The organism is Jiangella aurantiaca, assembly GCF_004349105.1.
Classification (GTDB): Bacteria; Actinomycetota; Actinomycetes; order Jiangellales; family Jiangellaceae; genus Jiangella; species Jiangella aurantiaca.
In genome coordinates this window covers 215,800-239,819 of sequence record NZ_SMLB01000005.1, presented here as the reverse complement: position 1 = coordinate 239,819, position 24,020 = coordinate 215,800, and the positions used below count along the sequence as shown (strand labels likewise).

Genomic DNA, 24,020 nt, shown 5'->3' with positions numbered 1-24,020 from the left:
CCACCTCGGGTGCGGGGCTCGTCGCATCTGCCGGTCGTGCCGCGGCGCCTTCGTGATCGCGGCGGCGCGGGAGGTTACGGTGTGCCCGAGCGGGAGGAGACGTTGATGACGAGCAGAGACCGCCGGCGGACCGGGCGAGCCGGAGCCGCGACGCTGATCCTGCCGATGCTCCTGCTGCTGCTGGCCGGCTGCTCGAACGGCGACGAGCCGGAGGTGCCGGTCGTGCCCACGTCGGAGGAGCCGACCGAGGGCGGCGGCACCGAGGCGGCGGGCGACCCGACCGCGTCGCCGACCTCCACGACCGGCGTCCCGGAGCTCTGCGGCGACCTCGCCAGCGCCGGCGAGATCGCGCAGATCCTCCAGGTGCCGATGCAGGGCGAGACGGTCCGCGTCTACAACGACGAGTTCCTCGCCGACTCGGGCCGCACCGGTCGGCTGACCTGCAGCTACGGCGTGCCCGAGGTCCCGGAGGGGCAGACGCCGCCGCCCACCCCGCCACCGGTGCCGCTGGAGATCGCCGTCAGCGGCTACACCGACGCCGAGACCGCCGCCGGCCGCATCGACTCCACCGTCGACAGCGCACAGGCCGCGGGCACCGTCGTCACCGCCCAGGCGGTCGCCGGCCACGACGGCTTCCTGCTGTCCGACACCGAGGACGTGTCGTTCGTGGTCGCCGACGACATGCGCACCTACGTCGTCACGCTGCGGCACGGCCTCGTGCCGGCCGCCGCGGAGCCGGTCGTGCTGGTGAACCTGGCCGCGCACCTGCTGGGTGGCGGTGAGGGGACGGGCACGGCGACGCCCGCGCCGTCGGGCACGGGCACGCCGGCAACGACGGAGACGGCGACGCCGGGCGCGTCCGCGACGCCCGGCGCGTCGACGACCTAGGAGTTGAGCGCGGGCGGCCCGTGGACTCGCGGCGCCCGTTAGGGTCGTGGGGTGCTGAGAGTCGGGCTTACGGGCGGGATCGGGGCCGGCAAGTCGGTGGTGGCGCACCGCCTGGCCGAGCGGGGTGCGACGGTCGTCGACGCTGACCTGATCGCCCGCGAGGTGGTCGCGCCGGGGACGCCGGGGCTGGCCGCCGTCGTCGAGGAGTTCGGGCCCGGCGTCCTGACACCCGACGGCGCCCTCGACCGGCCCGCGCTCGGGAAGATCGTCTTCGCCGACGAGGATCGTCGGCGGGCGCTGAACGCGATCGTGCACCCGCTGGTCGGACGGCGCCGGCAGGAGCTGGTCGGCGCGGCCGGGCCGGACGCGGTCGTCGTCGAGGACATCCCGCTGCTGGTCGAGAACGGACTGACCGCCGGGTTCCCGCTGGTCATCGTCGTGCACGCGCCGGAGGACGAGCGGTTGCGCCGGCTGGTCGAGGACCGCGGCATGATCGAGGCGGACGCGCTGGCCCGGATCCGGGCGCAGGCGACCGACGAGCAGCGGCGCGCCGCGGCGGACGTCTGGCTGGACAACTCCGGGCCGCTTGCGGATACCGAGGCCGCCGTCGACGCCCTGTGGACGCAGCGGCTGGTGCCGTTCGAGGCGAACCTGCGGACCCGGACCCGCGCGCCGCGTCCGCCGCACGCCGTCATCGCCGATCCCGACCCCAACTGGGCCGAGCAGGGCGAGCGGCTGCTGGCGCGGATCCGGCGGGTCGCGGGGGACCGGCTGATCCGCTCCGACCACCACGGTTCGACGTCGGTGCCCGGCCTGCCCGCGAAGGACGTGATCGACGTGCAGCTGGTCGTCGCGGATCTAGACACGGCGGCGTCGGTGGCCGGCGACCTGGTCGAGGCCGGGCTGGTCCGCCTGCCCGACCGCTGGTGGGACGTCGACCGCGACGGCGTCGAGCGCGACAAGGTGCTGTCTGCGAACGCCGACCCCGGCCGCGCCGTCAACTGCCACATCCGCTCCGTCACGTCGCCGACGTGGCGCGATGCGCTGCTGCTGCGCGACTGGCTGCGGGCACACCCGGACGCGGTGGACGAGTATGCGGCGCTCAAGCGGGGGCTGGCCGCTCAGCCGCACTCGTCGGTGGACGAGTACGCCACGCGCAAGACCCCGTGGATCAACGGGGCGCTGGCCCGCGCCGACGCGTGGGCAGCGGAGGCCGGCTGGCGTCCGCTCCCGTGATCATCAAGGATCCACCACACCATCGGGGGTCGAATCCTGGATGATCATGGAAAACGCGGGATTCGCCGTAGCCGTACCGTCGGACCTTGTCGGTGGGAGCGCATACCTTTGATGTCATGCGTGCGGCAAGTGAGATCACCCGGACGGTGTCACCGTTCAAGGTCGTCAGCGAGTGGGAGCCGTCCGGCGACCAGCCGGCGGCCATCGACGAGCTCGAGCGGCGGATCCGCAAGGGCGACAAGGACACCGTCCTGCTCGGTGCCACCGGTACGGGCAAGAGCGCGACGACGGCCTGGCTGGTCGAGCGCCTGCAGCGGCCCACGCTGGTCATGGTGCCGAACAAGACGCTGGCCGCCCAGTTCGCCAACGAGCTGCGCGAGATGTTCCCCAACAACGCGGTCGAGTACTTCGTCTCGTACTACGACTACTACCAGCCCGAGGCGTACGTCCCGCAGAGCGACACCTACATCGAGAAGGACTCCTCCATCAACGAGGAGGTCGAGCGGCTGCGGCATTCGGCTACGTGGTCGCTGCTGACCAGACGCGACGTCATCGTGGTGGCGACGGTGTCGTGCATCTACGGCCTGGGCTCGGCCGACGAGTACCTCCACCGCATGGTGCACCTCAAGGTCGGCGACGAGAAGAACCGCGAGGGGCTGCTGCGCGAGCTGGTCGACGTCCAATACACCCGCAACGACCAGAACCTCACCCGCGGCACGTTCCGGGTCCGCGGCGACACCCTCGAGATCATCCCGATGTACGACGAGCTGGCCGTGCGGGTCGAGTTCTTCGGCGACGAGATCGAGCGGATCATGACGATGCACCCGCTCACCGGCGAGGTCATGCGCGAGGAGAACGAGACGTATGTCGCGCCGGCCACGCACTACGTCGCCGGGCGCGAGAGGATGGAGCGGGCCATCCGCAGCATCGAGGCCGAGCTGGAGGAGCGGCTGGCCGAGCTGGAGCGGCAGGGCAAGCTGCTCGAGGCGCAGCGGCTGCGCATGCGCACCACATACGACATCGAGATGATGCGCGAGGTCGGGTTCACGTCCGGCATCGAGAACTACTCGCGGCACCTCGACGGGCGCGCGCCGGGCTCGGCGCCGAACTGCCTCCTCGACTACTTCCCCGACGACTTCCTGCTGGTCATCGACGAGTCGCACGTCACGGTGCCGCAGATCGGCGGCATGTACGAGGGCGACATGAGCCGCAAGCGCACGCTCGTCGACCACGGGTTCCGGCTGCCCAGCGCCATGGACAACCGGCCGCTGCGGTTCGAGGAGTTCCTCGAGCGCATCGGCCAGACGGTGTACCTGTCGGCCACGCCCGGCCCGTACGAGATGGACAAGGTCGACACCGTCGTCGAGCAGATCATCCGCCCGACCGGCCTGGTCGACCCCGAGGTCGTGGTCAAGTCCACGAAGGGCCAGATCGACGACCTCATCCACGAGATCCGGCTGCGGGTCGAGCGCGACGAGCGGGTCCTCGTCACCACGCTGACCAAGAAGATGGCCGAAGACCTCACCGACTACCTGCTCGAACGCGGCATCCAGGTGCGCTACCTGCACAGCGAGGTCGACACCCTGCGCCGGGTCGAGCTGCTGCGCGAACTCCGCATGGGCGAGTTCGATGTGCTGGTCGGCATCAACCTGCTCCGCGAGGGCCTCGACCTCCCCGAGGTGTCGCTGGTCAGCATCCTCGACGCCGACAAGGAAGGGTTCCTCCGGTCGGGCACGTCGCTCATCCAGACCATCGGCCGCGCCGCCCGCAACGTGTCCGGCCAGGTGCACATGTACGCCGACACCATCACGCCGTCCATGCAGAACGCCATCGACGAGACCAACCGGCGGCGCGAGAAGCAGGTTGCATACAACGTCGAGCACGGCATCGACCCCACCCCGCTGCGCAAGCGCATCAGCGACATCACCCAGCTGCTGGCCCGCGAAGACGCCGACACCGAGGCGCTCATCGGCGGTTCCGGCCGCGCCGCCAGCCGGGGTAAGTCGCCGGTGCCGGGGGTCCGGGCCAGTGTCGGCGGCGCCGGCAAGCACGCGGCCGACCTCGCCGGCATGCCCGCGGCCGACCTCGCCGGCCTCATCCAGCAGCTCAGCGACCAGATGCACGCCGCGGCGGCGGAGCTGCAGTTCGAGCTGGCGGCCCGCCTGCGTGACGAGATCTCCGAGCTGAAGAAGGAGCTGCGGGGCATGCACGAGGCCGGCGTCCGCTGACCCGATGATCGCGGCGCGGCCGCCGGGTCAGGGTGGTCCGCGGCCGGCGCTCGGGCCGGGCGGGCGCTAGGGTTCTCGGTCAAACCGGACGAACCCCCCCGGAGGCCGGCACCCATGACCCGCGTCAGGTGCTGATGCTCACGGTTCTGGGCGCCTCCGGGGACGAGGACCGCGTGTACCGGCAGCTGGTGTCCGTGGTCTCCGCGACGGCCGCCGAGCTCGCCGCAGCGACCGGTCTGCCGTCGTCGGCCGTGGACACCGCACTGGCCGGGCTCCTGGAACGAGGCCTGGCCCGCCGCACCACCGACACCCCGGCCCGGTACGTCGCGGCGTCGCCCGGGGTCGTCGAGGCGATGATCGCTGACCGGCTGAGCGAGCTGCGGTCGGCGCAGAAGGCGCTCGACCGGCTCGCTGTCCAGCACCGGGCCAACGCGCTGGCCATGGAGGCGTCCGGGGTCTTCGAGATCGTCCGTGGCCACGAGGCGCTACGCCAGACCGCGATGACGTTGTTCGCCGCCGCCCGCTCCGAGGTGCTCAACCTCATCAAGCCGCCGATCATCGCCGTGCGCACAGAGGAACGGGTACAGCCCGCCGCGCCGGTGCGCGGTCGCACGGTCTTCGAGACCGAGGCGCTAGAGGGGCCCGGCGCCCTGCAGGCGGTACGCGACGGCCTGCGGCCCGGTGACCAGGTCCGGGTCCACACGCGGTTGCCGGTGAAGATGCTCGTCGTCGACCGTTCGGTGGCCATGCTGCCGATGGCTCAGGACGACACCACCCCGGTCGGGGTGCTGGTCCGGGCGGGCGCCGTCCTGGACGCCCTCCTCGAGCTGTTCGACTTCGTCTGGGCCACCGCCGTGCCGCTGCACGTCGACAACGAGAACTCGCCCTCGCCGCGCGAGCCGTTCCTCGACGCCGACGACCGCCAGTTGCTCTCGCTGCTGCTGGCCGGGCTCACCGACGAGGCCATCGCCGTGCATCGCGGCACCAGCATGCGTACCGTCCAGCGGAAGGTGCAGGCGCTGATGAGCCGTGCGCACGTGCGCACCCGCATGCAGCTGGCCTGGGAGGCCGCTCGCCGCGGCTGGGTCTGACGCCACAGGACCCGCGTGTCGTCTCTGTGACATTGGCGCACAGTCGCCGCTTGTGACCGTTGAGCTGGTGATCGCGTCATTCGTACTGTCTTGCCCACCATCACGAGCCGAGGGGTGCCAGAGCTGTCCGCGACCGCCCGCTTCCGGGTGCGGCCGTGAGCCGCCGCCGATCGCTCAGGTGCAACGAACAGGAGAACGTCGTGAGAAACGTCCTGGCCAGCGCGGCCGTCCTCGTCCTGACGGCCGGCGCGTCGACGGCGGCCGGCGCCCCCGCCGCACCCGCCGTCCCCGGCTCGCCGGATACCGCGGCGCCCTCGCTCGACACCCTCGGCGGCGCGCCCCGACCGGCGGCCGCACCAGCCGGCACACCGGTGGAGATCACCCTGATCACCGGCGACACCGTGGTCTACACCGACACCGGCGGCCCGCGGCCCGACGTCAGCGTCGAGCTCGCCCCGGACAGCGGCACCCGCAGCATGGAGATGACCGTCGGCCCGGACGGCGTGCACGTCGTGCCGGACCAGGCGAAGCCGCTGATCTCCGCCGGCCTCCTGGACGAGCGGCTGTTCGACGTGCGGTACCTGGCGGAGAACGGCTACACCGACGACCGTATCGACACCATCCCGCTCATCGTCACCTACGCCGACGGCGCCGGCCGGCCGGCGCAGCGGTCGGCCGCGCTGCCTGCCACGTCCGACGTGACGACGTTGAGCAGCATCGACGGTGTCGCGGTCGACGTCGCGAAGGACACGACCGGTGACTTCTGGCGCCACCTCACCAGCCCGCGGGCGCGCAGCTCCGCCACCGTGGAGAAGGTGTGGCTGGACGCCCGGGTCTCGGCGAGCCTGGACGACAGCCGGCCGCAGATCGGGGTCCCGGAGGCGTGGGATAGCGGCTACCACGGCGACGGCGTCACCGTCGCCGTGCTGGACACCGGATACGACACCGGCCACCCGGACCTGGCGGGCCAGGTCGTCGGCTCGCGCAGCTTCATCGAGGGCGAGACGGTGCACGACGGCCACGGCCACGGCACGCACGTCGCCTCGACCGTCGCCGGCACGGGCGCCGCGTCGGACGGCCGGTACAGCGGCGTCGCGCCCGGTGCCGACCTGCTCGTCGGCAAGGTGCTGGACGACCAGGGCTACAGCTACAACTCCGAGGTCATCGACGGCATGGAGTGGGCGGTCGAGCAGGGCGCCGACATCGTCAACCTCAGCCTCGGCTCCTACCCGAGCAACGGCCAGGACCCGCAGAGCCAGGCGTTGAACCGGCTGAGCGAGGAGTCCGGCGCGCTGTTCGTCGTGGCCGCCGGCAACTACGGCCCCAGTTCCCCGACGGTGACCTCGCCGGCCGCCGCGGACGCGGCACTGGCGGTCGGCGCCGTCGACGCCGAGGACCGGATGGCCGGCTTCTCCAGCCGCGGCCCGCGCGTCGGTGACCGGGCGGTCAAGCCGGAGATCACCGCACCGGGCGCGGCGATCGTGGCCGCGCGGTCCAGCGGCACCGAGGAGGGCGTGCCGGTGGGCGAGTACTACCTCGCCAACGGCGGCACGTCCATGGCCAGCCCGCACATCGCCGGCGTCGCCGCGATGGTCGCGCAGCGGCATCCGGACTGGACCGGTGCGCAGCTCAAGGACGCGCTCATGAGCACCGCCGTGGACCTCGGTCACGACCTCTACGCGCAGGGCACCGGCCGAGTCGACGCAGCCGCTGTCACGTCGTCACCGCTCACCGCGACCGGCAAGGTGGAGCTCGGCGTGCACCCGTATCCGCAGGCCGATGCCGCGCCCCGCACGGTCCCCGTCACCTACGCCAACAGCGGTGACACCGACCTGCGGCTGGAGCTCGCGCTGGACGTCACCGACCGGAACGGCACCGCGCCCGCGGCCGGCGCGCTCACCCTGTCCGCGCCGACGCTGACCGTGCCCGCCGGCGGGAGCGCGACCGTCGAGGTCACGTTGGACCCGGCCCGCAGCGCCGCCGGCCGGTTCACCGGGCACCTGCGGGCGACGGCGCCGGGCGGGGCCGCCGCGATCACCGCGGTGGCCTTCCACGTCGAGCCGGCGACGCACCAGCTCACCGTCGGCGTCGTCGGGCGGGACGGCGCCACACCGGACCGCGCCAGCGTGGTCGTCGTCAACGAGGCGAACCCAGCGCTGCACTACTCGACCCAGGACGTGTACGACGGCGACGAGCTGGCGTTCGGCGTCCCGGCCGGCACGTACACCGTCTATGGCACGATCGCGACGGCCGACCCCGGCGGCGGCTTCACCGACCTCAGCAGCGACATCTTCGTGGAGACCGGCGTGCGAGTCGGCGCCGACACCCGGGTCGAGGCGGACGCCCGGAACGCCGTCGACATCGAGTTCGACGTGACCGACGACCCGCGCCCCACCGAGCCCACGCAGATCACCACCACGCTCTACCGGACCATGGCGAACGGCGCGACGACGGTGTACACCGGGCTGGCCGACCGGTCGGACCGCACGACCCGGCACGGCGCCATCCCGGCTCCGGAGCCGGCGGCCGGCGAGCTCACCATGACCATCGCGACGACGCTGCGCGAGCCGCTGATCCAGGCCGCGGCCGGGTCCGCGACGGTGCCCGTGGTCACCCCGCGCTACACCGGCCGGTTCGCCGGGGAACGGGTGGCGCCGCTGGTCGACGCCGGCGCCGGCACCGCCGAGGACTACGCGCGAGCGGACGTCGACGGCGCCGTGGTCCTCGTGTCGGGCGACCCCTCCTGGGCCGAGGACCAGGCCCGGCTGGCCGAGGCGCACGGGGCGGCGGCGCTGCTGGTGACGCGGGACCGCCCCGGGCCGGTATCGGTCTCCGTCGACAGCGCCAACACGCTGCCGGTGCTGGCCACGTCGTTCGACGAGGGCGAGCGCCTGCGTGAGCGGCTGGCCGGCGGGCCGGTCGAGCTGACGCTCACCGGCGTGGCCGAGTCCGGCTTCACCTACCAGCTGTGGGCCGAGGACGCCGGCCGGATCCCGGACGAGCTCACCCACACCACCCGCCGATCCGAGCTGGCCGCCGTCGAGAACTCCTACCACGCCGAGATGGAAGGGCTGCGCGGCAGCGAGGTGATGGAGGTCTTCGCCGCATGGGAGGGCGGCACGTTCCGGTTCTTCGACCAGCTCATCCAGCCGGCCCGGCGCACCGACTACGTCACGGCCGGCCCGGAGATGCGCCAGCGGCAGCAGGTGCACTCGGTCTGGGGCTGGAACTCGGTGAACCTCCGCGGCATCGTGCAGGCCTACCAGCCGGGACGGATCTACCCGGTGAGCTGGCACGAGGCGCCCGCACACCCGAAGGCGCACACCGTGCTTCCGTGCGTCATGTGCCGCACCGAGAACATCTGGGCGTTCGCCCCGTGGCCCCGGGGCGACTCCGATCCATCGCACTACGGCAGCGGCCGCACCTGGACCACCTCGACCCTGTTCCGGGACGGCGAGCGGATCGACGACCCGGCGGAGTTCCTCGTCGAGGAGGAGGCGACGTACCGCATCGAGCAGGTCGGCCAGGCCGACGTGGGTCCGGAGCACCAGCTGGCCGCGACCATGCACACCGCGTGGACGTTCGTGTCCGAGGCGCCGGCCGAGCTGGAGGTCGAGGGCTGTGGGGAGATTCTGCCCAGCGCCGACGTGTGCGCCGCGTTCCCGGTGATCATGCTCGGCTACGACGTGCCGCTGGACCTGCTCAACCGGGCACCGTCCGGCCGCGGCTTCGGGTTCATCGTGCGCACGGGCCGCGCCGTCGGGTACGCCGGGCCGGCGGACGTCGCCGGCATGACGGTGGAGGTCTCCTTCGACGACGGCGCGAGCTGGGAGCCGGCGCGGGTCATCCCGAGGCCCAGGGGCGGCGAGTTCCACGTCCGGACGCACCACCCGAAGCTCGCCGACACGAGCGGCTTCGTCAGTCTCCGGGTGGAGGTCTGGGACGGCCGCGGTAACCGCACCACCCAGACGATCCAGCGGGCGTACGCGCTCTCCTGACCAGCCGCGTTCCACGACGGCGGCGCGTGACAGGGGTTATGCTTTGGCGGAAATCCGTCAGTGGCGCGTTTTGGCCAGCGGTCTCGACCCCCGGAGCCGCGCATGCTGGAACAGCTCGGCCTCAGCGACGAGGAGCAGATCGTCTACCTCGCCCTGCTGGATCACGCCCGGCCCGCGACGGCGGCGGAGCTGGGCGCCGGGACGGCGGGCCTGCCGCCCGACGCGGTCGAGAAGCTGCTCGACGCGCTGGAGCGGCGCGGCCTGGCCGACCGGCTGCCGGGCGAGCCGCCCGCCTACCGCCTGGTCGACCCCGCATTGGCGTTCGCCGGAACGCTGGCCGCCCGCGAGCGCGACCTGCAGCGCAGCCGCGTCCTCGTCGACGAGCTCGCCGTCCGGCACCGCCGCCGCCACGACGCCGTCGAGCCGGGCGACCTCGTCGAGATCGTCACCGGCTCCGAGGCGACGGCCCGCCGCCTCGTCGACGTCTACAGCAGCGCCCGCACGCAGGTCCGGGCCATGGAGCGGCCGCCGTACGGCGTCGTGAACAGCGAGCCGAACCCGATCGAGGTCGAGCTGCTGCGTGCCGGCGTCCGGCACCGCGTCCTGTACGAGCAGAGCGCCGTCGACCTGCCCGGCCGGCTCCACGACCTGATCGGCGGCATCGCGGCGGGTGAGGAGGCCCGGGTCGCGCCGACGCTGCCGGCCCGCATGCTGTTGATCGACGACCGCCTGGCCATGCTCCCGGCCACGGCCGGCGCGCTCATCACCGACCAGCTGCTCGTCGTCCACCCCGGCGGGCTGCTCGACGTCCTCGCCGAGGTGTTCGAGGAGACCTGGCTGCGGGCCATGCCGCTGCGGCTGGCCCCCAGCGATCAGGACGGCCAGGTCGACGACGACCGCGTCATCCTGAACCTGCTGGCCGCGGGCCTGACGGAGCAGTCGATCGCGCGGCACGTCGGCGCCAGCCAGCGCACCGTCCAGCGGCGGATCAAGGAGATCAGCGGCCGGCTCGGCGCCCGGACCCGGTTCCAGGCGGGGCTTCAGGCCGCCCGCAACGGCGTGCTGTGATGGACCTATGTGGGACGAGCTGCTGACGTACTGCCTGGCCAAGCCGGGCGCCTGGCGCGACGAGCCGTGGGAGGGCGACGTCGTCGCCAAGGTCGGCGACAAGATCTTCGCCTTCCTCGGGACCGGGACGCCGCCCGGCGGCCCCAGCGTCGGCGTCAAATGCGGCCGCGACCGCGACGAGGCCGACGAGTGGCTGGCGCGGTATCCGGACGACGCCTCGATCATGGCCTACATCGGCCGGTCCGGCTGGAACACGCTGCGCGTCGGCGGGGCGATTCCCGACGAGGAGATCCGGCACGCCATCGACGACTCGTACGCGATGGTCGTCGCGAAGCTGCCCAAACGGCTCCGGCCGGAGTGAGTCCGGGAACGCCGGCCGGGGCGACGAATTGCACTTCCGGCGGGGGCTGTGAAATATACTGAGCTCAGCGTGGAGGGGAGTAATCCCGACGCGGTGGCATCGTCATCACGGATGCTCCCTACACCGGGGAGCTCCCGGTGCCTCCGGCCCGGTGATCCTGGGCGGACGAGACCTCCGGTTGCGCACAGCGCCCGCTGTGCGGTCTGCTCACCGGAGAGGACCCTGTCTTCGTGTTGAACCTGCCCGTGTGGTTCGAAGTCGGAACGTTCGTCGTTCTCGTCCTGCTGCTCGCCGCCGACCTGCTCATCGTCACCCGCCGCCCACACGCCCCGTCCATCCGCGAGGCGAGCCTGTGGGTGGCGTTCTACGTCGGGCTGGCGGTGGTGTTCGGCATCGTCCTGGGGTTCGTCGGCCACGGCCAGGCGTCCGGCGAGTTCTTCGCCGGCTGGCTCACCGAGTACAGCCTGAGCGTCGACAACCTGTTCATCTTCGTGATCATCATGGCCCAGTTCCGGGTGCCCAGGCAGTTCCAGCAGTCGGTGCTGATGTTCGGCATCCTCACGGCCATCGTGATGCGCGGCGTGTTCATCCTGCTCGGCGCGGCGCTCATCAACGAGTTCGCCTGGGTCTTCTACCTCTTCGGCGCGTTCCTCGTGTATACCGCCGTCCGGCTGGCCAACCAGCAGGTCCACCACGACGAGCACGACGACGAGTACGAGAACGCGTTCGTCCGCCGCGCCCAGCGGGTGCTGCCGATGACCCAGCAGTACCACGGCGTCAAGCTGCGCATCCGCGAGAACGGCAAGCGCCTGTACACCCCGATGGTCATCGTCTTCCTGTCCATCGCCTCCGCCGACCTGCTGTTCGCCGTCGACTCCATCCCGGCCATCTTCGGCCTGACGCAGGAGGCGTTCATCGTCTTCACCGCGAACATCTTCGCGCTGATGGGCCTGCGGCAGCTGTACTTCCTGATCGGCGGGCTGCTGGAGAAGCTGGTCTACCTGTCCGCCGGCCTGGCCGTCATCCTGGCGTTCATCGGCGTGAAGCTGGTCATGCACGCTCTGCACGAGAACAACCTGCCGTTCGTCAACGGCGGCGAGCCGTTCCACAGCGTGCCCGAGGTGCCCATCTGGCTGTCGCTGACGGTCATCATCGGCACCTTGCTCGCGACGACGGTGCTCAGCCTGCTCAAGTCGCGCAGCGACGACCGCAAGCTGGCCGGGGCAGCCGGCGCGGCCCGCGCCGCCCGGGGCGAGGTCGAGGACGGCTCGTCCGCCGCCTCGGCCGGCGAGTCCGCCGACGCCGCCGCCGTGGAGCCGCACCACGTCGACGACCACCGCTGAGCGTCCGTTCGACCAGGCGACCGGGTGCCAGGCCACGTGCCTGACACCCGGTCGCCGCTGCGCGGGCCGACGCCGCGATCGTCGTCATCCATCGCAGCGGATCGCCGGGCTACCAGCCGCGGGCGCGCCACTCCGCCAGGTGCGGGCGCTCGGCGCCGATCGTGGTGTCGTCGCCGTGGCCGGGGTAGACCCACGTCTCGTCCGGCAGCCGGTCGAAGAGCCTGCGCTCGACGTCGTCCAGCAGGGACGTGAAGTCGGCCGCCGACCGGGTCTTGCCGACGCCGCCGGGGAAGAGCGAGTCGCCGGTCCACAGGTGCGGCGGACCGGTGGGGTCGTCGTACAAGACCGCGAGGCCGCCGGGCGTGTGGCCGGCCAGGTGGATCAGCTCCACCGTGACGTCGCCGAAGTGCAGCCGGTCGCCGTCCTGCGCCACCTGCGCCGTCGGCACCGGGATCGCCGGGGCGTCCGCCGCGTGCGCGACCGTCACCGCGCCGGTCGCCGCCACCACCTCGGCCAGCGCTCCCCAGTGGTCGGGGTGCCGGTGGGTCGTGACGACGTAGCGCAGCGGACCCTCGCCACACAACGCCAGCACCCGCGAAGGCTCCGCGGCGGCGTCGATCAGCAGCTCGTCGCCGGTGAAGCGGTCGCGCAGGACGTAGACGTTGTTGTCCCGGCTCCCGCCGACCGACGCCTTGGTGACGACCAGCCGAGCCAGCTCGTGCACGCCCGGCACGCCGCCGGGCGTCACGTGGCCGGTGTACGCGGTCACAGCCAGGGCGGCAGCGCGGGCAGCCGGCCGGGGGGCTGGACCCGCAGGCCGGCACCGTCGGACCGGCCGATCAGCCAGGCAAGAACATCCGCCGGCGCGCCGCCGACGGTGACCGGGGCCTCGGCGCCCAGGTGCTCGACGCCGTCGCCGTCGATCTCGAGCGTGACCGCGGGGACGTCCTCGCGGCGGCCGAACGCGCGCACCGTCTCGTCCAGCGCGCGGCCGACGAACGCGGCGGGCCAGTCGGCCGGGCCGTAGCCGGTGGCGAGGTCGACGTGGTGCACCTCGAGCTCGCGCAGCCGCAGCCAGAGCACCCGCCGGCCGGGCAGCGGATCGCCGGTGCCGGCCGGGCCGCGGCGCACCTGCCGCTCCCAGCCGTCGTCGGGCATCTCCATGACGGCGCGGACGAAGCGGTCGGCCGAGGCGCGCAGGTCGTCGACGATCTCGGCGGCCGAGCGCCCGGCGCCGGCCTCGATGTCGGCGGCGCGGGCCTCGTTGCTGGGGTACATCGGGTTCTCGCGGCCGGTGCGCGCCCAGGCCAGCAGGTTGGAGAGCGCGTCGGCGTTGCGGGCCACATGCGTGAGGACGTGGGCGCGGGTCCAGCCGGGACATAGACTGGGCGCGGTCAGGTCAGCGTCGTCCAGCGTGGCGGCCGTCGCGACGATGCGCTCGGTCGCGGCGGTCACCGGCCCGGCGGCGGGAGAGTCACCGCCGGAATCGTGGGACATCGGTTCGGCGTTCACGGTGGGCACGGGTTCGAACCTAGTCCTCATCGGCCGCTGGGGCGACTGAGTTGGTTCGTCCCGGGCCGTTCGTCCGAGCGACCTTGTCGGACCCGCCCCCTACGATGCTATGAGCCGTACACCTGTCCACTGCGCCACCACTGATACCGGAGTCCACGGGGTCCCATGACCGAACGAACCGCCGCCCGAGCCAGCGACCGCCTGGTGGTCCGCGGCGCACGGGAGCACAACCTCAAAGACATCTCCCTCGACCTGCCGCGTGACGCGCTCATCGTGTTCACCGGGCTGTCCGGGTCGGGGAAGTCCAGCCTGGCCTTCGACACCATCTTCGCCGAGGGCCAGCGCCGCTACGTCGAGTCGCTGTCGGCCTACGCCCGCCAATTCCTGGGACAGATGGACAAGCCGGACGTCGACTTCATCGAGGGGTTGTCGCCGGCGGTCTCCATCGATCAGAAATCCACGTCGCGCAACCCGCGCTCGACCGTCGGCACCATCACGGAGGTCTACGACTACCTGCGCCTGCTCTACGCGCGGGCCGGACATCCGCACTGTCCCGAGTGCGGGCGGCCGATCGGCCGGCAGACCCCGCAGTCCATCGTCGACCAGGTGCTCGGCCTCGAGGAGGGGGCCCGGTTCCAGGTGCTGGCGCCGGTGGTCCGGGCCAGGAAGGGGGAGTACGCCGACCTCTTCCGCACGCTGCAGTCACAGGGCTACTCCCGGGCCCGGGTCGACGGCACTGTGTACCAGCTCACCGACGTGCCGAAGCTGAAGAAGCAGGAGAAACACACCATCGAGGTGGTGGTCGACCGGCTGGCGGTCAAGGAGTCCGCCAAGCGCCGGCTCACCGACTCTGTCGAGACCGCGCTGCGGCTGTCCGGCGGCCTGGTCACGCTCGACTTCGTCGACCTGCCCGAGGACGACGACCACCGCGAGCGGGTCTACTCCGAGCACCTGTACTGCCCGTACGACGAGCTGTCGTTCGAGGAGCTGGAGCCGCGGTCGTTCTCGTTCAACTCCCCGTTCGGCGCCTGCCCCGAGTGCACGGGCCTGGGCACCCGCATGGAGGTCGACGAGGAGCTGGTCGTCCCCGACCCGTCCAAGAGCCTCGACGACGGCGCGCTGGCCCCATGGGCGCCCGGCACCACATCGGAGTACTTCGACCGCCTGGTCACCGCGCTGTCCGAGGCCATCGGGTTCCGCACCGATGTGCCGTTCGAGACGCTGCCGAAGAAGGCGCGCGAGGCCGTCCTGCACGGGCACCCCGAGCAGGTGCACGTCCGCTACCGCAACCGGTACGGCCGCGAGCGCTCGTACTACACGTCCTACGAGGGCGTGCTGTCGTGGGTGCGGCGCCGTTACGCCGAGGCCGAGTCCGACGCCAGCCGCGAGCGGTTCGAGGGCTTCATGCGCGAGGTCCCGTGTCCGGCCTGCGGCGGCACCCGGCTCAAGCCGGTTGTCCTGGCGGTGACGGTGGGCGGCAAGAGCATCGCCGACGTCGCCGCGCTGCCCATCGGCGAGTGCGCCGAGTTCCTGCGCACCCTCAGGCTGTCCGAGCGCGAGGAGCAGATCGCCGCCCGGGTGCTCAAGGAGGTCAACGAGCGGCTGCAGTTCCTGGTCGACGTCGGCCTGCACTACCTCAGCCTCGACCGCGCGTCGGCCACGCTGGCCGGCGGCGAGGCGCAGCGCATCCGGCTGGCCACGCAGATCGGGTCCGGCCTGGTCGGCGTGCTGTACGTGCTCGACGAGCCCTCCATCGGGCTGCACCAGCGCGACAACCACCGGCTGATCGAGACGCTCGTCCGGCTGCGCGACCTCGGCAACACGCTGATCGTCGTCGAGCACGACGAAGACACCATCAAGGTGGCCGACTGGGTGGTCGACATCGGTCCGGGCGCCGGCGAGCACGGCGGCCAGATCGTCGTCAGCGGCACCGTCGACGACCTCATGACGCAGGAAGACTCCCTGACCGGGGCGTACCTGTCGGGGAAGAAGCGCATCGACATCCCGGCGGTGCGGCGCCCGCCGGCGAAGGACCGCGCGCTCAAGGTCGTCGGGGCGCGGGCCAACAACCTCAAGGACGTCACCGTCAGCTTCCCGCTGGGCTGCTTCGTCGCCGTCACCGGCGTCAGCGGTTCGGGCAAGTCGACGCTGGTCAACGACATCCTGTACACGTCGCTGGCGAAAGAGATCTACAACGCCCGGGCGGTGCCGGGCCGGCACACGCGCATCGAGGGCATGGGCCTGGTCGACAAGGTCGTGCACGTCGACCAGTCGCCCATCGGCCGCACGCCACGGAGCAACCCCGCCACCTACACCGGCGTCTTCGACGTCATCCGCAAGCTGTTCGCGGAGACCCAGGAGGCGAAGGTCCGCGGCTACCAGCAGGGCCGGTTCTCGTTCAACGTCAAGGGCGGCCGCTGCGAGGCGTGCTCCGGCGACGGCACCATCAAGATCGAGATGAACTTCCTGCCCGACGTCTACGTGCCGTGCGAGGTCTGCCACGGCGCCCGGTACAACCGCGAGACGCTCGAGGTGCACTACAAGGGCAAGAACATCTCCGAGGTGCTCGAGATGCCGATCGAGGAGGCGTCGGAGTTCTTCGCCCCAGTCGAGCGCATCGCCCGGCACCTGCGGACGCTCAAGGAAGTCGGCCTCGGCTACGTGCGGCTCGGCCAGCCGGCGCCCACGCTGTCCGGCGGCGAGGCGCAGCGGGTCAAGCTCGCTGCCGAGCTGCAGAAGCGGTCCACGGGCAAGACCATCTATGTTCTCGACGAGCCCACCACCGGGCTGCACTTCGAAGACATCCGCAAGCTCATCGGCGTGCTGCAGGGGCTGGTCGACAAGGGCAACACCGTCGTCGTCATCGAGCACAACCTCGACGTCGTCAAGACCGCCGACTGGATCATCGACATGGGTCCCGAGGGCGGCACCGGCGGCGGCGCCGTCGTCGCCACCGGCACGCCGGAGCAGGTGGCCAAGGTCGAGGCGTCGCACACCGGCGCGTTCCTCAAGGACATCCTCGGGGTCTAGACCATCGGGGTGTGGTGCAATCCATCCGGCCGGCCGGTCCGTAGAACCAGACGTGAGCGGTGGCTGCGGCCGGCGACGGAGCCATCCGCCGGCGCCGGTCGTTGACACTGCGGCGAGCCGGCGGATGCTTGGCGCCGTCGGCCGCTCAGACGCAGCTGACACGGAGAGGCGATCGATGGATCATCACCACGCGGCAACCCTGACGCAGGAGAGCGATGATGGGCACGTGGCCTGCGGCCGGTGCATCGGCCGGCGAACCGCGCTGATGGGCATGGGCGCCGTCGGCGTCGCGGGCCTGCTGGCGGCGTGCGGCGACGACGAGCCGAGCACGGGCGGCGCGCCGTCGGCGAGCGCCGAACCCGACACCGAGAGCACCGACGCCGGCGCCGACGCCACGACCCCGAGCGAGCCGGCCTCGCCGAGCGGTGAACCGTCGACGCCGGCGGGGGAGCCGGGCGGTGAGGCGCTCACCACCACCGCCGAGGTGCCGGTGGGCGGCGGGATCGTCCTGCACGGCCCCGGCGTCGTGGTGGCGCAGCCGGCCGCAGGCACGTTCGTCGCCTACAGCAGCACGTGCACGCACCAGGGGTGCGCGGTCACGACGGTCGCCGAGGGCCTGATCACCTGCGACTGCCACGGCAGCCGGTTCAGCGTCACCGACGGCTCGGTCGTGAACGGCCCGGCCGAGCAGCCGCTGCCGCCGGTCGCGATCGTCGTCGAGGGCGACCAGATCCTCGCCGGCTGACCGCCCCGCCGGCAGCCGGCCCCAGCTCGCCCACCCACCGGTTGATCTTGGAGTTGTTCGGCCATCTATCGGGCAAATCGGACGCCTGAGCCGAACAACTCCAAGATCAACAGGGTCAGAACGGCGGTGGGTCTATCCACACGTGATGGCCACCGCGGGAGTTGTCCACATTTCGGCGTTCGTCCGCTGCGGCGACGGCAGGACAGGACGATCGTGGGCGCGTGCGGTACAGGCGATACGGCCCCGGCCGCCGGACGCAGCCGGTTCCCGAGCGGCTGGCCGGCGCCGGGTTCACGTACGGCGCCGCACGAGCCGCCGGTGTCACCAAGGACCGTCTGTGCGGGCCCGGGTACGTCCGCCTGCATCGGGGTGTCTATGCCGAGCGCGAACTCGATGTGGACGGCGACCGGCGGGTACGGGCGTGGCTGCTGGCGTTGCCCGCTGACGCCGCGTTGTACGGTGCGACGGCGGCGGCCTGGTTCGGGCTACCGGTCGCGCCGCCGGCCGACGTGCAGGTCATCGTCCCGCCGGGAACGGTGCCGCGGCGGCGGCCCGGGCTCGAACCTCACGAAGGTCTCGGTCTGGACGATGTGACCGTGCATCGGGGTCTGCGGGTCACGACGCCGGAGCGCACGTGGCTGGACCTGTCGCTGACGCTCGGCGACGTCGAACTCGTCGTTGTGGGCGACGCGATGGTGCGGCGCGGGCTGACCACCTGCGACCGCCTCGTGGAGTCCGCGGACGTCGCGCGCCGGCGGCGCGGGATCGTCCGGGCACGGTCGCTGGCGAGGCTGGTCCGGGACCGGGTGGACTCGCCGCAGGAGACCCGGTTGCGCTTGGTGCTCGTGGCTGGGAATCTGCCCGAGCCCGCGGTCAACCCAGACCTATCGGACGAGCGCGGCGGCTGGATCGGCCGCCCGGACCTCGCTTATGCGGACGTCAGGCTCGCCATCCAGTACGAGGGCGACGTCCATCGGACGAACGCCGAACGCTGGCGTGCGGACGTCGGCCGAGATGAGGTGCTCCGCGATCACGGCTGGGAGGTTGTCCGCGTCACCGCCGCCGACATCGCTCACCCGGCACAGCTGTGCGCTCGCATTCGACGCGCGCTCGACCGCCAACGCCGCCGACTTGGCTGACCTCGGCTCGACGTGGCTCGGTGATCAGGCGCCTGCACCACGCACCGGTTGATCTTGGAATTGTTCGGCCATCTATCGGGCAAATCGGACGCTTGAGCCGAACAACTCCAAGATCAACGCTCGATGCTGATCTGCAGGGGGCTGACGGGGCCGCACCCGGCCGGTGCGAACGGGGTGAACCGGCGGCCGGGTGCGGCGTCAGGGGAGTCGCACGGCGTCAGGCGCCGGGGCGCGGCTCCGTGGGCGGTGGCTCCTCGTCGCCGAACAGCGACGGGCCGGGCGGGTCGGCGGGAGCGGCCGAACCCGGCGCGCCGGATGCCGGCGCGCCGGCTGCCGGGGAGCCGTGCGCGGACGCCGTTGCGGTGCGGCCCATGGGGGAGCCGAAGGTCGACGGCGACAGCTTCTTCCACCACTCGCGGGCGGTGTTGATGCCGCCCACGCCGAACGCGATCGTCGCCGCGGCCAGGATCGCCAGCGGCAGGTACTGCAGCAGCGTGTTCTCGATCTTCGACGTCACCGACGGTGCGAAGTTCAGTGTGTCGAACGCGGCCAGGATTCCGATGATCAGCACGCCGATACGCACGGCGCTGCTGACCCAGCTCATGTTCCGGCTCTCCGCGAACGGCCGGACGACATTCGCCGCCCAATTCGCGATCGCAGCGGCCACGAACAGCACCAGAAGTGCGACGGCCACCAGCGGCAGATACGCGATGAGCAGATTCAGCATCGACGTGAGTTCGTCGATCTCCAGCACTTCCGCGGCGATCTGCACGAAGATGATGAAGATGAGGAAATAGGCGACCTGGCCGATCAGCGCCACTCCGCTGGTACCCGCCTGGCGCAGCGTGTTCTCGAGGCCGGCGGCCTCGGTCAGCCGGCCCGCGCCGATCTTGTTCAACCCGGCCGTCAGCAGTCGCCGGATCAGCTTCGCGACCCAGTGCCCGACCAGCAGTAGTAGTAGCGCGACCACCAGGCGCGGCACGAAGTCGCCGATGTCGGATCCTAGTCGGCTGAACGAGTCGCCGAGTTGGTCGACGAAATTCTCTGTTCGCACAGATGTGGGCATTCCATGCCTCCCGCCCTGTCTCGAAGGTGCCCCGAACATAGTTCCGGCCGGCGAACGGATCATTGCGATTCCGATTTGTTCCGCTGATCGGCCGAGGGAGGTGTGAGAATTGTCGGCACATCGCCGCACATTGCCGGTCGACCGAAGGTCACGCCCACGGCGAAGGCCGCCATGCCGACTTCGTCGGTGCGAGGTCATAGGCTGTCAGTCGTGGCCGATCCGACGACATACCGACCGGCCCCGGGGTCGATCCCGGTGGAGCCCGGGGTCTACCGCTTCAGCGACGCCCACGGCCGGGTCATCTACGTCGGCAAGGCCAAGAGCCTGCGCGCGCGGTTGTCGTCGTACTTCCAGGACCTCTCCGCGCTGCACCCGCGCACGTTCGCCATGGTCACCACCGCGGCCAAGGTCGAGTGGACGGTGGTGCGCAACGAGGTCGAGGCGCTGCAGCTGGAGTACTCCTGGATCAAGGAGTTCGACCCGCGGTTCAACGTCCGTTACCGCGACGACAAGTCGTACCCGTACCTCGCGGTCACGCTGAACGAGGAGTACCCGCGGGCCATGGTCATGCGCGGCGCGAAGAAGCGCGGCGTCCGCTACTTCGGCCCCTACGCCCACGCGTGGGCCATCCGCGAGTCGCTCGACCAGCTGCTGCGCGTTTTCCCGGTGCGCAGCTGCTCCAAGGGCGTGTTCAACCGGTCCCGGCAGATCGGCCGGCCGTGCCTGCTCGGCTACATCGGCAAGTGCTCCGCGCCGTGCGTCGGCCGGGTCGACGCCGACGAGCACCGCGAGATCGCCGACGACCTCGTCTCGTTCCTCGAGGGCAAGACGACGGGCTACATCCGGCGGCTGGAGAAGGAGATGAAGGCCGCCGCGGCGGAGCTCGACTTCGAGCGGGCCGCCCGGCTGCGCGACGACATCGCCGCGCTCGACCGCGCCATGGAGGCCAACGCCGTCGTGCTCGGCGACGGCACCGACGCCGACGTCGTCGCGCTCGCCGACGACCCCCTCGAGGTCGCCGTCCAGGTCTTCTACGTGCGCGGCGGCCGCATCCGCGGGCAGCGCGGCTGGGTCGCCGACAAGGCCGACGACGCGCCGGCCGGCGAGCTGGTCGAGCGGTTCCTGCTGCAGCTCTACGGCGAGCTGGGCGGCGAGTCGGTGCCGCGCGAGATCCTCGTTCCAGCGCTGCCCGACGACCCCGAGGAGGCCGCCGCCCTCACGGAGCTGCTCACCGAGCTGCGCGGCGGCCGCGTCGAGATCCGGGTGCCGCAGCGAGGCGACAAGCGGGCGCTGCTGCAGACGGTCGCCGCCAACGCCAAGCAGGCGCTCAACCTCCACAAGACGAAGCGGGCCAGCGACCTCACCACCCGCAGCCGGGCGCTGGAGGAGATCCAGGACACCCTCGAGCTGGACGAGCCGCCGCTGCGCATCGAGTGCTACGACATCTCCAACCTGGCCGGCACCGAAGTCGTCGGCTCCATGGTGGTGTTCGAGGACGGCCTGCCGCGCAAGAGCGAGTACCGCAAGTTCACCGTCCGCGGCGAGCAGGGCGGCACCGACGACGTCGCCGCCATCCGCGAGGTGCTGACCCGCCGGTTCCGCCGGCTGCGCGAGTCGCCCCAGGCCGACCAGGACGAGCCCGCTCCCGACGGCGGCAGCGCGGCCGCCCCCGCCGGGCCGGAGCTGCGGCCGGGCATCGACCCCGAGACCGGCCGGCCGCGCAAGTTCGCCTACGCGCCCGGGCTGGTCGTCGTCGACGGCGGCCAGCCGCAGGTCAACGCGGCCCGGCAGGCCATGGACGAGGCGGGCGTCAGCGACATCCCCGTCGTCGGGCTGGCCAAGCGCCTGGAGGAGGTGTGGCCGCCCGACTCCGACCACCCGATCATCATGCCGCGCACCAGCGAGGGCTTGTATCTGCTGCAGCGGGTAAGGGACGAAGCGCACCGGTTCGCCATCACGTTCCACCGGCAGCGCCGCTCCACCTCCATGGTCGACAGCCTGCTCGACGGCGTGCCCGGTCTGGGGCCCGCAAGGCGTAAGGCGCTGATGACCAGGTTCGGGTCGCTGAAACGGCTCCGAGCTGCAACCATGGAGCAGATCGCGGAGGTCCCCGGCTTCGGTCCTGCGACGGCGCAGGCGGTGGTCGACGCGCTGGCGGAGCGCCCGGCCGTGCCGGCCGTGAACACCGCAACCGGCGAGATACTCGACTCGTGACCAGCACCGGCCACGGTCGCTCGCCGGAGGCGCCCGACAACTGAACATCCACCGCCGCACCGCACAAGGGGATCGCACCATGAACCACCAGGGCCGACCGGAGGCCTCGGAGAAGCTCGAGCTGCTCCTGGTCACCGGAATGTCCGGCGCCGGCAAGACGGCGGCGACGGCAGCCCTCGACGACATCGGCTGGTTCGTCGTCGACAACCTGCCGCCGTCGCTGCTGATGGACCTCGTCACCACCGTCACCCAGCGCACCGACCTGCGCCGCGTCGCCGTCGTCGCCGACGTCCGCGGCGGCGTGTTCTTCGGCGAGCTGCGCGGAGCGCTCGACCGCCTCACCGAGCAGGGCTACCGCCCGACGGTGCTGTTCCTCGAGGCCGGCAACGAAGCGCTCGTCCGCCGCTTCGAGTCCGCGCGCCGGCCGCACCCGCTGCAGGGCGGCGGCCGCATCCTCGAGGCCATCGAGCGCGAGCGCGAGGAGCTGGCGTCGCTGCGGGTCGCCGCCGACGTCGTCATCGACACCTCGCTGCTCAACCCGCACGAGCTGGCCGGGCGGGTGCGGTCGGCGTTCTCCACGCCCGAGGAGACCGGGCTGCGGGCCATCGTCATCTCGTTCGGTTTCAAGTACGGTCTGCCGGTGGACGCCGACATGGTCGCCGACATGCGCTTCCTGCCCAACCCGCACTGGGTGCCGCACCTGCGCCCGCAGAACGGTCAGGACATCGAGGTCAGCGACTACGTGCTGGCGCAGACCGGGGCCGAGGACTTCCTCGAGCACTACAGCGAGCTGGTCGCCATGGTGGCGCCCGGCTACCTGCACGAGGGCAAGCGGTTCGTCACCATCGGCATCGGCTGCACCGGCGGCAAGCACCGCAGCGTCTCGATGAGCGAGGCGCTCGCGCAGCGGCTGCGCAAACAGGGCATCGAGACCCTCGTGGTCCATCGCGATCTCGGACGGGAATGACAGAACCATTCACGGGCACAGCGGGCGGCGTCGCCCGCGGCCGGCTCGCCGGCCCGAAGGTCGTGGCCCTCGGCGGCGGGCACGGACTCGCGGCGTCGCTGTCGGCGCTGCGGCGCATGGCGGGGCGGCTGACCGCCGTCGTCACCGTCGCCGACGACGGCGGCTCCAGCGGCCGGCTGCGCGAGGAGCTGGGCGTGCTGCCGCCCGGCGACCTCCGCATGGCGCTCGCGGCCCTCTGCGGCGACGACGACTGGGGCCGCACTTGGGCGCGGGTGCTGCAGCACCGGTTCCTCAGCGGCGGCGAACTGCACAACCACGCGGCCGGCAACCTGCTCATCGTCGCGTTGTGGGAGCTGCTCGGCGGCCACGTCGAGGGCCTGGACTGGGTCGGCCGGCTGCTCGGCGCCCAGGGCCGGGTGCTGCCGATGGCGCTGGTCCCGCTGACCATCGAGGCGCTGGTCGGGCGGCCGGTCGCGGAACCCGGCGCGCCGCGCGAGATCTCCACCGTCAGCGGGCAACACGAGGTGGCCACCACGGACGGCGACATCGCCGCCGTCTGCCTGGTGCCGGAGAACCCGCCGGCCTGCCCGGAGGCCCTGGAGGCCATCGCCGACGCCGACTGGGTGGTGCTCGGCCCCGGCTCCTGGTTCAGCAGCGTCGTCCCGCACCTGCTGGTCCCCGAGATCCGCGACGCGCTGGTCACGACGTCCGCGCGGCGGGCGGTGACGCTCAACCTCTCGGAGGAGGGTGGCGAGACCACCGGCTTCACCCCGGAGATGCACCTGGAGGTGCTCGCGGCGTACGCGCCGGACCTGCGGCTGGACCTCGTCATCGCCGAGCGGCGGTCCTGCCCGGACGAGAAGCTGCTGCGCCGCATCGCCGGCGAGATGGGCGCCGAGCTCGTCGTCGCCGACGTCGCGAAGGGCGACGGCACCGCCCAGCATGACCCCGTCCGCCTGGGTCACACCTATGCCCAGACGCTCGGCAGCGGCGGCATCGGCCCCTGGCGTTGAGGCCGGCTCCGCATCAGCGGCATCGTTGCCCCGGTCTCGCGTTGATCTTGGAGTAATCGTCGAGTTAGGGGCCGAAATGTCCGATCAATTCCACGATTACTCCAAGATCAACTCGGTGGTG

General features: G+C 71.8%; 17 protein-coding genes. 14 read left to right on the top strand and 3 right to left on the bottom strand.

From position 1 onward, the window contains the following. Positions 1 to 105: 105 nt before the first annotated feature. From E1262_RS06115 to E1262_RS06080, 8 genes are all read left to right on the top strand, one after another. The gene (locus tag E1262_RS06115; protein ID WP_132102230.1) at positions 106 to 888 is read left to right on the top strand and encodes a hypothetical protein; all 783 of its coding nucleotides are present in this window, start codon (positions 106 to 108) and stop codon (positions 886 to 888) included. 51 nt (positions 889 to 939) lie between these two features. Further along, entirely contained in the window at positions 940 to 2,124 is a 1,185-nt protein-coding gene (gene coaE, locus E1262_RS06110) for a dephospho-CoA kinase (protein ID WP_132102229.1), read from the top strand. Between the two features lie 116 nt (positions 2,125 to 2,240). Continuing rightward, positions 2,241 to 4,352: an excinuclease ABC subunit UvrB gene (gene uvrB / locus E1262_RS06105; protein ID WP_132102228.1), complete on the top strand. Its 2,112-nt coding sequence runs from the start codon at positions 2,241 to 2,243 to the stop codon at positions 4,350 to 4,352. A 134-nt stretch (positions 4,353 to 4,486) separates the two neighbouring features. Continuing rightward, positions 4,487 to 5,443: a TrmB family transcriptional regulator gene (locus E1262_RS06100; RefSeq protein WP_132102227.1), complete on the top strand. Its 957-nt coding sequence runs from the start codon at positions 4,487 to 4,489 to the stop codon at positions 5,441 to 5,443. A gap of 200 nt (positions 5,444 to 5,643) precedes the next feature. Further along, complete coding sequence (locus tag E1262_RS06095) at positions 5,644 to 9,441, top strand: S8 family peptidase (protein WP_132102226.1); 3,798 nt, start codon at positions 5,644 to 5,646, stop codon at positions 9,439 to 9,441. Positions 9,442 to 9,543: 102 nt separating this feature from the next. Then, positions 9,544 to 10,509 (top strand): helix-turn-helix domain-containing protein, encoded by a 966-nt coding sequence (locus tag E1262_RS06090; protein WP_132102225.1) that lies wholly within the window; start codon positions 9,544 to 9,546, stop codon positions 10,507 to 10,509. Positions 10,510 to 10,516: 7 nt separating this feature from the next. Next, positions 10,517 to 10,870, top strand: a complete 354-nt coding sequence (locus E1262_RS06085; protein ID WP_132102224.1) for an MmcQ/YjbR family DNA-binding protein — start codon at positions 10,517 to 10,519, stop codon at positions 10,868 to 10,870. A gap of 233 nt (positions 10,871 to 11,103) precedes the next feature. Then, positions 11,104 to 12,213, top strand: a complete 1,110-nt coding sequence (locus E1262_RS06080) for a TerC family protein (RefSeq protein WP_132102273.1) — start codon at positions 11,104 to 11,106, stop codon at positions 12,211 to 12,213. 109 nt (positions 12,214 to 12,322) lie between these two features. Here the strand turns inward: E1262_RS06080 and E1262_RS06075 are convergent, their stop codons facing one another. Further along, complete coding sequence (locus E1262_RS06075; protein WP_203453595.1) at positions 12,323 to 12,982, bottom strand: MBL fold metallo-hydrolase; 660 nt, start codon at positions 12,980 to 12,982, stop codon at positions 12,323 to 12,325. Then, complete coding sequence (locus tag E1262_RS06070) at positions 12,979 to 13,710, bottom strand: maleylpyruvate isomerase family mycothiol-dependent enzyme (protein WP_132102271.1); 732 nt, start codon at positions 13,708 to 13,710, stop codon at positions 12,979 to 12,981. Before E1262_RS06070 ends, E1262_RS06075 begins: the two co-directional genes overlap by 4 nt. A gap of 180 nt (positions 13,711 to 13,890) precedes the next feature. Here E1262_RS06070 and uvrA point away from each other — a divergent pair, with 180 nt between their 5' ends. The 3 genes from uvrA to E1262_RS06055 all read left to right on the top strand — a co-directional run bounded on the left by uvrA (position 13,891) and on the right by E1262_RS06055 (position 18,639). Continuing rightward, positions 13,891 to 16,755, top strand: a complete 2,865-nt coding sequence (gene uvrA, locus E1262_RS06065) for an excinuclease ABC subunit UvrA (protein WP_132102223.1) — start codon at positions 13,891 to 13,893, stop codon at positions 16,753 to 16,755. A 175-nt stretch (positions 16,756 to 16,930) separates the two neighbouring features. Then, the gene (locus E1262_RS06060; protein ID WP_132102222.1) at positions 16,931 to 17,500 is read left to right on the top strand and encodes a Rieske (2Fe-2S) protein; all 570 of its coding nucleotides are present in this window, start codon (positions 16,931 to 16,933) and stop codon (positions 17,498 to 17,500) included. Between the two features lie 221 nt (positions 17,501 to 17,721). Next, on the top strand, positions 17,722 to 18,639 hold the full coding sequence (locus E1262_RS06055) for a hypothetical protein (RefSeq protein ID WP_132102221.1): 918 nt from the start codon (positions 17,722 to 17,724) through the stop codon (positions 18,637 to 18,639). A 217-nt stretch (positions 18,640 to 18,856) separates the two neighbouring features. Here the strand turns inward: E1262_RS06055 and E1262_RS06050 are convergent, their stop codons facing one another. After that, positions 18,857 to 19,693, bottom strand: coding sequence for a mechanosensitive ion channel family protein (locus E1262_RS06050; protein ID WP_162605791.1), 837 nt, complete (start codon positions 19,691 to 19,693; stop codon positions 18,857 to 18,859). Positions 19,694 to 19,915: 222 nt separating this feature from the next. On the opposite strand from E1262_RS06050, the gene uvrC reads away from it, so the two are divergent. The 3 genes from uvrC to E1262_RS06035 all read left to right on the top strand — a co-directional run bounded on the left by uvrC (position 19,916) and on the right by E1262_RS06035 (position 23,899). Continuing rightward, positions 19,916 to 21,919 carry an excinuclease ABC subunit UvrC gene (gene uvrC, locus E1262_RS06045; RefSeq protein WP_132102219.1) on the top strand — a complete coding sequence of 668 codons (2,004 nt, stop codon included), beginning with the start codon at positions 19,916 to 19,918 and terminating at the stop codon, positions 21,917 to 21,919. Between the two features lie 79 nt (positions 21,920 to 21,998). Further along, entirely contained in the window at positions 21,999 to 22,886 is an 888-nt protein-coding gene (gene rapZ / locus E1262_RS06040; RefSeq protein ID WP_132102218.1) for an RNase adapter RapZ, read from the top strand. After that, positions 22,883 to 23,899, top strand: a complete 1,017-nt coding sequence (locus E1262_RS06035; RefSeq protein WP_132102217.1) for a gluconeogenesis factor YvcK family protein — start codon at positions 22,883 to 22,885, stop codon at positions 23,897 to 23,899. The genes rapZ and E1262_RS06035 overlap by 4 nt, the downstream gene beginning before the upstream one ends. Positions 23,900 to 24,020: the final 121 nt, after the last annotated feature.